Source organism: Emticicia sp. SJ17W-69 (genome assembly GCF_051209875.1).
Taxonomy (GTDB): domain Bacteria; phylum Bacteroidota; class Bacteroidia; order Cytophagales; family Spirosomataceae; genus Emticicia.
In genome coordinates this window covers 380,736-392,323 of the sequence record NZ_JBNTQY010000001.1, presented here as the reverse complement: position 1 = coordinate 392,323, position 11,588 = coordinate 380,736, and the positions used below count along the sequence as shown (strand labels likewise).

Here is an 11,588-nt window from a genome sequence, read left to right as displayed (position 1 = left end):
AACTTTATAAAACTTAGTTTTTTTTTCGAAATTATCTCATATTTTTGATTACTTCTTACTCCTTCAAACCAGTATTAAGGGCTGGTTTTTCAAAACTCCATTCGTTGCGTTCGAGCTTTCTTTGTATTGGATAAACTTCATCGAGGGTATTTGCATCATAAATGCGGCCATTTTTAATAACCATTTTGACTGAATTAGAATTACGAATATTTTCTAAAGGATTTTTATCCAAAATCAATAAATCGGCAAGTTTGCCATTTTCAATACTGCCCAAATCTTTGTCAAGTCCAAGAGCAGTTGCACCTAAAATTGTAGCAGTACGAAGAGCATCATGGTTTTTCATTCCTCCACTTTGCATCGACCATAACTCCCAATGATAACCCAAACCTTGGAATTCACCATGACTACCAATTCCTGCTAATGCACCATTTTCAACCATTGATTTCATTGATTTGGCATGCTTTTGAAAAACGTGTTCTTCGGGCATAAACCAACCTGTTACACGACGAGTTTTTTCGGCTAATTCTTCATAAGGCATGAAATTTTGCATCTTTTTGTCGTGATAAGGGTCTTCTGTTTCAAAATAATAAATTTCAGCAAAAGGTCCACCATAAGCCACTAAAAGCGTAGGAGTAACACACATTCTTGAAAAAGAAATGGCTTTTACAACATCATTATAAAGCGGGTAAACAGGAATGGCATGTTCATGACCTGGATAGCCATCAAGCATATTGGTCATGTTTAGTTTGTAATTTAAACCACCTTCCGTTGTTGGCATTAATTGTTGACCTTTGGCAGCTTTAATAATCCACTGGCGAATTTGGCGATTACCAGTCAGATACATTTTAATGTATTTGGTGTTGTAATATTTGCTGTATTGACGCAAAGCATTGATTGCTTGCGTAGAATCTTTGATATTATATGACCAATAACCAACGCCTGGCCCTGTTGAATAAACTCTTGGCCCAACCATTTTACCAGATTCAACCATATCGGAGTAGGTAAGTACATCGGTAGTAGCAGTTTGAGGGTCACGGGTGGTTGTAACGCCGTAAGCAAGATTGGCGGCATAAACCCAAGCCTGATTTTTTTGGATGCCCCATTGTGGCCACATGTGGGCGTGCGTATCAACAAAACCTGGAATGACTGTTTTTCCCTTTGTGTCGATTACTTTTGCTCCAGCAGTATTTTTTAGTGTTCCGCTTTTACCATAGCTTTTGATGCGGTTATTTTCTATCAAAATATCGCCATTTTCTATGATTTCATCGCCTTTCATAGTAATAATTCTTGCTCCTTTCAATAAAATATTACCAGTCGGAGCATCTTTTGCATAGAAAACTTTAATCTCCACTTCTTGAATTTTGTATTTTGGATCTTCTTTCTTTGGCGTCGCTTTTTTACTTACACTTGAGCTATCGGTTTTCACCTTAACTGTGTCTGTTTTTGCTTTATTGAGTGAATCGGCTTTTTGCTTTTCTTGTAATTTTTTAACAATTTTCAAGCTATCATCAAATGCTTTTGATTTCTCTAAGTCATACACAAAATGAAAACGACCTAAAGACCAATGTACTTTCTGAGCATTGCTCGACCACGAAGGAAATTCTCCACCCAATTCGGTCAATTTTTTAGCAGGAAATTGTGAAGCAGTAGGTTCAGAAACTGAAATATTGACGGTTTTACCAGTTTTAGGAATATTCACGACATAAATCTCATTATTGATTTGAGCCAAAGCTTTTTCACCATCTGGTGACATCAATGTTTGCGTAGCTGGTGAAGGTTTATTAACTTCCATAGCTTCAGCAGTTTTTTCCGAAAGCATACAATTATGCACAAACTCCTCTCCTTCGATACTCATCCCAAATGTGGTGATACCCGTAATTTTAGCATGTATTTTTTCATCAGTTCCATCCCATTTGATAGACTGAATAGCACCTTCGCTACCACTTAAATAAATACGGTCTTCATTTTTTACAAAATGTGGATTACTGCGATCACGGGCTTTGTCAATGACGGTAATATTTCCACCATTGGCATCAATCCAGCAGATTTCGTCCTCGGAAGTATTAGCTACTGGGCCAATTGATTCACGATAAGTTTGTAATTTGCTGCGAATAAAAACTATTCTGTCACCCTTTAATGTCCAAACGGGTTGACTGTATAAGGCAGGAACTGAAGTTAGTTTTTGTAAATTAGCTGCTCCTACAGTATTGGCTTTGTAGAGATTCCCTCCTTCGGGTGTCCAAGTGGTAAAGACCAACTGACTACCATTTGGCGACCAAGCGAGATTAGCTTCTGTAAAATCATTATTGCTAATACGTCGAGGCGTGCCATTGGGAAAATCCATTAGATAAACACGATTGAGTGCCGTAAAAGCTAATTTACTACCATCAGGCGAAGGAACAGCATCACGAATTTGGGTAACAAGTGCGTGAGTTGTGTCCGAAATAGAGTACTTAAATTCGAGTTGAGGGCCCATTTCAAGTTCCATATTTACATCAAATGGAATCTCGGTAGGACTACTGCCATTAATGGCAATTTTATAAATTTTGCCACCATAAGAAACAATAAGATATTGGTTATCAGGCGTGAAAGTCATTGCTGGTAAAACACCCATTGTTGCTATTGACTCTTGCTCGTCTCTTTGTACTGGATATGCCAGCCATTTTTCATCACCTGATTGTAGATTTCTTAGTACCAATCCTGTTTTATCTTCAAAACGAGAGCCATAAACAAGCCATTTTCCATCACTTGAAAGCGTAGGCGTAAATGCAGAACCATACCTTGATGTAATTGTTGTACGTTTGGCATTTTCACGGTCATAAATACCAATTTGGTATTGTGGCATCATGGCATTATAATTCCATGCTCCTGTTCGCTGTGAAAAATATATATAACGACCATCATGACTGACAGCGGGATCAATCGTTTTTAGTCTTTCAGGTTGATCTATGAGCTGGACACCACCACCACCATCTTGATGTACCATCCAAAGTTGTACATTCATGCGACCTTTTGAAAAAACTATGTAATTCCCATCGGGAGTCCAGTCAGCAGAAGCATAATTTTGGTCACGGTCTTTGGTTACTTGTACAGTATCTTTTTTTTCAAAATCAATATACCAAATATTATCAGAACCGCTTCGATCGGAAATGAATAGCAACTTTTTGCCATCTGGGCTGTATCTTGGGTGAGTATCGAATGCCAAGCCTTGGGTAATGGTTGAGGCTTTTCCACCACCGAAAGGGATAGTGTAAATATCTCCTATCAAGTCGAAAGCAATATTTTTTGCATCGGGACTTACATCCAACGAAAGCCAAGTGCCTTCTGAAGTATTTAGTTTAAATTTTCGAGTAGCTTTTAGAGGTAAATCTTTATAGCGAACGTATCGGGTTGTATCTTTTTTTAGAGAATCGCTGAGAATTGCTCCGTAAAAGCTAATTTTTCCTCCTGAAGCTCCAACAGCTAATGCCAAAGAAAATAATCCAAGGATACTTGCTGTGATAAGTGAGTATTTTAAATGAAAGGTAAATGTTTTTTTCATTGATGAAGATTAGGTTTGTGTTTATAATCAAATATAGATAAAATATTTGAAATTTATATTTATCAAGAAAAAGGCACAAAAAAATCCTCGAATACTTTTAAGCAAACGAGGATTTTCTTTAAAAAAATGGCTTATTGTTTTTTGGGCGGGGTTGTACCCATTTTGATTAAAACCGCATCAGAAAGATCATCTTTTCCATTGTCTGCTGAATAAAGCATGACGGTATTTGATTCGTTGTTAGCAGCGTCTGCATTCCTTCTAAATACAAATTTATAACCTTTTTCAGCAGCAACAGAATTAATACTTGCATTCACTTTTTCACGAATGGCAGTAAATTTTTCTTGAATAAATGTCTGCAAATCTGCTTCTGACTTTGTTTGGAAATCATCAGCATCCTTTTTTATATTTTGAACTCTCTTCAATTTTGCATTCAAAGAATCGGTTGTTAGGCCTGTAATATCTTTCATCATTGCTTGATACTCAGCATATTGTTCCTGATAATTTTTAGCTTTTTGCTCTAATTTTGTTTCAAGATTAACTTTTTTAGAAGCCACCTCAGCTTGCAAATTTTTTATATCATTGAGGTTTTGTAAGATATAATCTTCATAAACATAAGCAAGTTTCAGACTTGGAGTCGCTGCTTTGGGTGCTTGTGAAAAGCCTAATTGGCTGATTAATAATATAATAGCGATAAAAATTAACTTTTTCATTAGAATGGTTTTGGTGATTTTTTAATCAAAAATACACATTATTTTTTTCTGAAAACAAAAAAGACGAGTAAAAACCCGTCTTTTCTTTGTAAACTATCGAGACAAATTGTGGCACACCTTCGAGGTATGCCACAATTGCTTTATACTCTTGAAACAAAATGTAGGATTCCTTGAAGGTATCCCACATTTGTTCTATTAATTGCTTATATTCTTGATAAGATTTGCTCGCCCATTGCATCTGTTCCCAAAATCATATCTTTTGGTGTATTGGCATCTGCAATGTCACCTGTACGGTAGCCAGCTTTCAAGGTCGCATCAACAGCCGCAATAATTGCTTCTGATTCTGCTTTCAAGCCAAATGAAATGTCAAGCATCAAGGCTGCCGATAAAATCGAAGCCAATGGATTAGCTACACCTTTGCCAGTAATATCGTGAGCAGAACCATGAATTGGCTCATAAACACCCGTGCTGTCACCGATTGAAGCAGAGGCCAACATTCCCATCGAACCTGCGATTTGGGAAGCTTCATCAGTTAAAATATCACCGAAAAGGTTTCCTGTTACAACAACATCAAATTTACGTGGATCTTTGATAAGGAGCATGGCTGCGGCATCAACAAATTGGTGTGAAAGTTCTACTTCTGGGTAGTCTTTAGCTACTTCAAGCACTACTTCACGCCACAAACGGCTACTTTCAAGTACGTTTGCTTTATCAACTGACATCAATTTTTTGCCACGGGTCATTGCTGCATCAAAAGCCTTACGTGCGATACGCTCAACCTCGTATTTTGAATAAATCATTGTGTCGTAGGCTGTATTTCCTTCGTCGATACGTTCACGTTTTCCGAAATAAACGTCACCTGTTAATTCACGGAAGAACAAAATATCTGCACCTTTCAAAAGCTCTGGTTTGATACTTGATGCTTCTAAAAGTTCATCAAAAAGTTTGATTGGGCGAAGGTTGGCATAAAGGCCTAATTCTTTACGCATTTTCAATAAACCTTGCTCTGGGCGAACTTTAGCAGAAGGATCGTTATCATATTTTGGATGACCAACTGCACCGAATAAAACAGCATCAGAAGCTTTCATTTTTATGAGTGTTTCTTCTGGAAGCGGGTCGCCTGTTGCTTCGATAGCAGCATGACCGATTAGTGCTTCATCATAAGTAAACTCATGACCAAATTTCGCAGCGATTTTCTCGACTACTTTTTTACCAACTTGGGTAACTTCTTGCCCTATGCCATCACCTGGCACTATTAAGATATGTTTTTTCATTTTTTTGTTTTTTAACCACGGAGTTGCACTGAGTAAAAAAACACAGAGTTTCACGGGGTTTATATTACGAATCTTTTTATACCATTTTTGAGACTTGTTACATTAAAATTCATTAAATAACCAATTTTAAACTTTCCAAGCCTCATATAAGTCAGTACTTGTGCGGAATGAACATCATTCACAGCCTCAACTGATTTTAATTCTAAAACTATTTTATTCTCAACTAATAAATCAATTCTATAACCACATTCAAGCTTTACATCTTCAAAAACTAATGGCATTGCTTTTTCTTTTTCAACTAATAACCCCGCCTTTTGAAGTTTGTAAAACAGACATTCTTTGTATGCACTTTCGAGTAAACCAGCCCCTAAAGCAGTATGAACAGCATACGCTTCTTTCAATATCATACCTGTTAACTATTCTCTGTGTAACTCAGTGCCATAACTCAGTAAATCTCCGTGGTTAAAAAATATAATCTAAATCTAAATCAAATTCAACATCTTCTGAGTAGCTTTCAAAGCTGAAACAGTTTGATCGCAATCTAATCCACGAGTTTTGAAACTTTTCGTTGGAGATTCCCAACTAATAATCGTTTCACAAAGAGCATCTGTTTTTCCTCCAGGAGGAATCCTTACAGCATAATCTGTCAGTGTTGGAAGTTTGATTTTTTTCTTTTCATAAATCTTCTTTAAAGCATTCATGAAAGCATCATACTGGCCATCGCCTTGGGCATTTTCTTCAAAAACATCTTCATCAATTTTTACCATCAAAGTAACCGACGGGCGAAGATTTTTTGAATGAGTCATTACATAGTTAATTACTTGTACACGCTCCACGATTGCCTCGCTATCAAGCACATCAGAGATAATATAAGGTAAATCTTCCTTTGTAACAACCTCCTTACGGTCGCCAAGTTCAATGATTCTTTGCGTTACTTTCTTGATTTCTTCCTGCGAAAGTGTAATACCGATTTCATGTAGATTCTTCTCAATATTAGCTTTTCCAGAAGTTTTCCCAAGAGCATATTTGCGAGTTCTTCCAAAACGTTCGGGCATTAAATCATTGAAATAGAGATTGTTTTTGTTATCTCCATCGGCATGAATTCCTGCTGTTTGTGTAAACACATTTTCACCAATAACAGGTTTATTTACAGGAATACTAAAACCTGAAAACGATTCTACAATCTTGCTAACTGTATAAAGAGATTGCTCCACAACCGAAGTTGTTACGTCAGGCATGAAATCATTGATAACCGCAATCGTACTTGATAGAGGAGCATTACCTGTACGTTCGCCCATACCATTTACAGTTAAGTGCAAACCTTGAACGCCTGCTCGAATAGCTTCCATAACATTGGCTACACTTAAATCATAATCATTATGAGCATGAAAATCAAAGTGTTGATTAGGATATCTCCCTACTATCGAATGCAAAAACTTATAGGTTTCTTGGGGCGTGAGTACCCCTAAAGTATCAGGCAATAAAACCCTTTCAATCGGTTGAGTTTCAAGAAAATCTAGAAAACGAAACACATAATCTTGTGAATTTCGCATTCCGTTACTCCAATCTTCTAAATAAACATTGGTTTTTATTCCTTTCGACTGGGCCAAAGATATCACATTCGAGATTTCGCTAAAATGTTGTTCGGGTGTTTTCTTTAGCTGGTGCGTAAGATGATTCATCGAGCCTTTAGTCAATAAATTCATTACTTTAGCACCTGCTTGAAGCATCCAATTAATCGAAGCTTCGCCATCTACAAAAGTCAAAACCTCTACTTTTTCAAGTAAATTATGTTCTTTTGCCCAATTTGTAATTTTTTGTACTGCCAATAATTCTCCTTCCGAAACACGAGCGGAAGCCACCTCAATTCTATCCACTTTCACTTCGGTGAGTAGCATTTGAGCAATCGCCAACTTTTCGGTTGCAGAAAAAGATACTCCGCTGGTTTGTTCACCATCACGGAGTGTTGTATCCATTATTTCTATGTGTCGCATATTCAATTTTGAATGAGTAAATGAGCGAATGATAGAATAAATGAAGGATGAAGGTTTATTAACCATTCAACATTTTATCATTCTATCATTCAGAACGGGCGGCGTACCGCTTCAAAATTAATAAAGACTCTTATCGGCAAAAGCAGCAATTTCAGCTTTCATCGATTGCAAATAATCAATGTCATCATAGCCATTAATCATATTGTTCTTTTTATAGCCATTGATAGCGAAACTTTCTTGTTCGCCAGTTGCCAAAATCGTAATCGTTTGAGCAGGTAAGTCTATTTCAAGTTCAGTTTTAGAATCAGCTTCGATAGCACTAAAAATTTTGTGCAAAAATCCTTCACTCACTTGAACTGGTAGAATGCCAATGTTTAAAGCATTTCCTTTGAAAATATCAGCAAAAAAACTCGAAACTACACAACGAAAACCGTAGTCATAGATTGCCCAAGCAGCGTGTTCACGACTCGAACCGCTACCGAAATTACGTCCACCCACAAGAATTTTTCCTGAATAGATTGGGTTATTTAAAACAAAGTCTGCTTTCGGAGAATCGTCGTTGTTATAACGCCAGTCTCTGAATAAGTTTTTGTCGAAATCTACTCTGCTGGTTGCTTTCAAGAAGCGTGCAGGAATGATTTGGTCAGTATCCACATTTTCGATTGGCATCGGAACTGCGGTGCTTTGTAATATAGTGAACTTATCGTAAGCCATTTTTTTAGAATATTTTTTTACCACTGAGGCATTGAGGACACAGAGTATCACAGATTATTTAATGAGTGAAACTTGGTGTGGGCGGCGAACCGCTTTTATGTGTTCTTAGTGGTGAATTATAAAATTGATTATAAAAATTCTCTTGGATCTGTAACTTTCCCAGTCACCGCTGCAGCTGCTGCAACCAATGGCGAAGCCAAAAGTGTTCTTGCACCTGGTCCTTGACGACCTTCAAAGTTTCTATTTGATGTCGAAACTGCGTATTTTCCAGCAGGAATTTTATCATCATTCATTGCCAAACACGCCGAACAACCTGGCTGACGCAAAGCAAAACCTGCTTCAGTCAAAATATCCAAAATACCTTCTTCCTTGATTTGAGATTCAACGATATGCGAACCTGGAACCAACCAAGCGGTTACGTTATCAGCTTTCTTACGTCCTTTCACGATTGAAGCAAAAGCACGGAAATCTTCGATACGACCGTTTGTACAACTTCCCAAGAAAACATAATCAATTGGTTTACCAATGATTTGTTCATCTTCGGCAAAGCCCATATAATTCAAAGATTTTGCATAAGAAGCAGCACCATCCAATACATTGGCAGCTTGTGGAATATTTTTAGAAATACCTGTACCTAAACCTGGATTCGTACCATAAGTAATTTGTGGCTCGATTTCAGAAGCATCGAACGAATATTCTATGTCGAAAACTGTTCCTTCATCAGTTTTGAGGGTTTTCCAATAAGCCAATGCTCTGTCCCAAGCTTCACCTTTTGGAGCTTGTTCTCTTCCTTTCAAATAAGCGAAAGTAGTTTCGTCAGGAGCTATCATGCCACCTCTCGCACCCATTTCGATTGACATATTACAAACTGTCATGCGACCTTCCATACTCATGTTTTCAAAAACTTCGCCTGCATATTCACAGAAATAACCTGTTGCACCTGCCGCTGAAAGTTTTGAAATAATAAAGAGTGTCACGTCTTTTGGTAATACGCCTTTGCCCAATTTACCATTGATTGTTACACGCATTTTCTTTGGTTTTGGCTGCATGATACATTGCGAAGAAAGTACCATCTCGACTTCAGAAGTACCAATTCCGAACGCAATTGCTCCGAAAGCTCCGTGCGTAGATGTATGCGAATCACCACAAACGATAGTCATTCCTGGAAGCGTAATACCATTTTCTGGCCCAACTACGTGAACGATACCATTTTTTGCGTGACCTAATCCCCAGTGAGAAATGCCATATTTAGCAGAATTAGTTTCCAAAGCTTTCAACTGATTAGCTGAAAGTGGATCTTGCACTGGTAAATGCTGATTAATTGTTGGCGTATTATGGTCGGCAGTTGCAAATGTACGATTTGGGAAAAGTACACCGAGACCACGACTTTCGAGACCTAAAAAGGCAACTGGACTCGTTACTTCATGAATGAAGTGGCGGTCAATGAGAAAAACGTCGGGGCCGTCTTCGATTTTACGAACAACGTGTGCATCCCATACTTTGTCAAATAATGATTTTGGTGCTGACATATTAATTTAATTGTTTTAATGCGTTTTGTTTTTAGGCTGGAAGCCTTTTAATAGTTTTCATTTGTAGTAAGCAAATGTGGATTCATTTTTAAATAAATAAACAATTTAGAACCCGATGAATTCAGTATTGTAGTTCTACCATTTTCATCTAACAATTCAAATTTTACTAAATCACTTATTGCTTGGTTCTTTAATTTTTCTAAATCATGATAATCAAACGAATTACCTGAGTCAAAATAGAGATTTTTAAGTGCTTTATGGTCTGTACAACATATCCAAAAAATATCTAACAAATTATAAATATCATATAATTTACCACCTTCATCATTTTCAAAGGTAAGTGGTAACATTTTTGTTTCATCAGATATTTTTTGACTCTTTAGAAAAATCACAAACTGACTTATAGGAATTCCATTTATTTTCTCTTCTACATTCAAATTAGCTATTTTCTCTTTTAATTCACTATTTTCTTTACTCAATCGAGCTAATTCTTCTGAAATAGAGCTAAAATCTGTGTCATCTGCTTTCACCCAACCTTGCAAATTTTCTCTTTTATTAATTTCATGTAAACTATCACTAACTGCCAACTTAATATCTTTTAAATCATCTGCAAAACTTACCATTTTAGTTTTTACAGTTGCTCTAAAATCATTTAGCTTTTGAAGATTATTTACTTCTTTAAAATCTTCAATTTTTACTCCTCTCTTTTTTGCTTTTTTATCTGTCCAAGAATCATTTATAACTATTGCAAAAAATGGCTTACCTAATTTCAAAGCATATTCATATTCTAACTGAGTATAGCTGTTACCAGATTTGGGTTCAATTGAACCATAGCGTCCACCCAAAATCAACATATAAACATCAGATTCTTCAATCCAACTTTTTATAATTTCCCACTGTTCCTCATCCCCTGCTTTAAACAACTCCATACCCGCAGGAATATCTCCCACTTTTAAAATCGCCTGCACAGCCGCTTGTCTTTCTTCTTGTAAATCAATAAAAGTTGAAGAGACAAAGACCTGTAATTTGCGATTTCTGTTTGCCATTGTATAATATAATATTTAGTAACGGTAAATATAAATTTGTTACGCACCGTAGAGACGTTGCAATGCAACGTCTCTACCAACGGTATCTATTCGGGTTTAATTTCTTCTCCAAAAAATTTATCGCCTTCCCAATTCAAAGGATTGTTGATAATGTATTGGCTAATTGTATTAAATGCCTCGTCATCACGAATAATATTATCCCAAAAGCGTGTTTGCCATTCAAAATTCATTGACGGAAAAGTCGCATGAATGTGTTTGGTGCAAATTGATTTATATGAACCAATAATTGACGAAACCGTATTTTTTCCTTGATTCCGAAATCGTTTTTGACCAATGGTTTTATCATCATTATTGGTAGAAACATGTTCGGTGGTAGAGACAAGGCATTGCCTTGTCTCTACGGGGTCAATGATATTGTCAATGGAATCAATAATATTTTCATCAAAACCATTTTTATTCAAAATCAAAACACCATGAATATGGTTAGGCATTACTACAAATTCACCCAATTCAACAAATGGAAAATGTTTTGGAATTTCATACCAAAAACCTTGTGCAATTGCACCAACGGTTGACAATTTCATCTTACCATTTTCACATTTACCTAAAAAACATTGTCGGTTTTCTGTACAAATCGTAATAAAATATGCTCCATTTGTGCCATAATCCCAATGAGGATGTCGAGCCGTAGGAATGCGATATTTGTTTTGGTATTTGTCCGCCATTGAAGTTTGTGGAATAGGCGATGCAAAATTGAGTATAATAACCTAATAATGATTA

The 11,588-nt window shown here is 36.6% G+C and carries 9 protein-coding genes; all 9 read right to left on the bottom strand.

Annotated features, from left to right (window positions below; all coding sequences use genetic code 11):
• Positions 1–55: 55 nt before the first annotated feature.
• On the bottom strand, positions 56–3,541 hold the full coding sequence (locus tag ACQUQZ_RS01655) for an amidohydrolase family protein (protein ID WP_435352906.1): 3,486 nt from the start codon (positions 3,539–3,541) through the stop codon (positions 56–58).
• Between the two features lie 131 nt (positions 3,542–3,672).
• Positions 3,673–4,251, bottom strand: coding sequence for an OmpH family outer membrane protein (locus ACQUQZ_RS01650; protein ID WP_435352904.1), 579 nt, complete (start codon positions 4,249–4,251; stop codon positions 3,673–3,675).
• A gap of 203 nt (positions 4,252–4,454) precedes the next feature.
• Positions 4,455–5,525 carry a 3-isopropylmalate dehydrogenase gene (gene leuB / locus ACQUQZ_RS01645; protein ID WP_435352903.1) on the bottom strand — a complete coding sequence of 357 codons (1,071 nt, stop codon included), beginning with the start codon at positions 5,523–5,525 and terminating at the stop codon, positions 4,455–4,457.
• Between the two features lie 59 nt (positions 5,526–5,584).
• Positions 5,585–5,932 (bottom strand): GxxExxY protein, encoded by a 348-nt coding sequence (locus ACQUQZ_RS01640; RefSeq protein ID WP_435352902.1) that lies wholly within the window; start codon positions 5,930–5,932, stop codon positions 5,585–5,587.
• A 75-nt stretch (positions 5,933–6,007) separates the two neighbouring features.
• Positions 6,008–7,519 (bottom strand): alpha-isopropylmalate synthase regulatory domain-containing protein, encoded by a 1,512-nt coding sequence (locus ACQUQZ_RS01635; protein ID WP_435352901.1) that lies wholly within the window; start codon positions 7,517–7,519, stop codon positions 6,008–6,010.
• Positions 7,520–7,636: 117 nt separating this feature from the next.
• On the bottom strand, positions 7,637–8,233 hold the full coding sequence (gene leuD / locus ACQUQZ_RS01630) for a 3-isopropylmalate dehydratase small subunit (protein WP_435352900.1): 597 nt from the start codon (positions 8,231–8,233) through the stop codon (positions 7,637–7,639).
• 128 nt (positions 8,234–8,361) lie between these two features.
• Positions 8,362–9,762 (bottom strand): 3-isopropylmalate dehydratase large subunit, encoded by a 1,401-nt coding sequence (gene leuC, locus ACQUQZ_RS01625; protein ID WP_435352898.1) that lies wholly within the window; start codon positions 9,760–9,762, stop codon positions 8,362–8,364.
• 47 nt (positions 9,763–9,809) lie between these two features.
• Positions 9,810–10,808: a DUF4062 domain-containing protein gene (locus ACQUQZ_RS01620; protein WP_435352897.1), complete on the bottom strand. Its 999-nt coding sequence runs from the start codon at positions 10,806–10,808 to the stop codon at positions 9,810–9,812.
• Between the two features lie 86 nt (positions 10,809–10,894).
• Positions 10,895–11,533, bottom strand: coding sequence for a transposase (locus tag ACQUQZ_RS01615; protein WP_435352896.1), 639 nt, complete (start codon positions 11,531–11,533; stop codon positions 10,895–10,897).
• Positions 11,534–11,588 lie beyond the last annotated feature (55 nt).

What these genes read in the sequence shown, in the direction of transcription:
- ACQUQZ_RS01655 (WP_435352906.1), bottom strand. Translation starts at nt 3,541, where the DNA reads ATGAAAAAAACATTTACCTTTCATTTAAAATACTCACTTATCACAGCA.
- ACQUQZ_RS01615 (WP_435352896.1), bottom strand. Translation starts at nt 11,533, where the DNA reads ATGGCGGACAAATACCAAAACAAATATCGCATTCCTACGGCTCGACAT.
- leuB (WP_435352903.1), bottom strand. Translation starts at nt 5,525, where the DNA reads ATGAAAAAACATATCTTAATAGTGCCAGGTGATGGCATAGGGCAAGAA.
- leuD (WP_435352900.1), bottom strand. Translation starts at nt 8,233, where the DNA reads ATGGCTTACGATAAGTTCACTATATTACAAAGCACCGCAGTTCCGATG.
- leuC (WP_435352898.1), bottom strand. Translation starts at nt 9,762, where the DNA reads ATGTCAGCACCAAAATCATTATTTGACAAAGTATGGGATGCACACGTT.
- ACQUQZ_RS01650 (WP_435352904.1), bottom strand. Translation starts at nt 4,251, where the DNA reads ATGAAAAAGTTAATTTTTATCGCTATTATATTATTAATCAGCCAATTA.
- ACQUQZ_RS01620 (WP_435352897.1), bottom strand. Translation starts at nt 10,808, where the DNA reads ATGGCAAACAGAAATCGCAAATTACAGGTCTTTGTCTCTTCAACTTTT.
- ACQUQZ_RS01640 (WP_435352902.1), bottom strand. Translation starts at nt 5,932, where the DNA reads ATGATATTGAAAGAAGCGTATGCTGTTCATACTGCTTTAGGGGCTGGT.
- ACQUQZ_RS01635 (WP_435352901.1), bottom strand. Translation starts at nt 7,519, where the DNA reads ATGCGACACATAGAAATAATGGATACAACACTCCGTGATGGTGAACAA.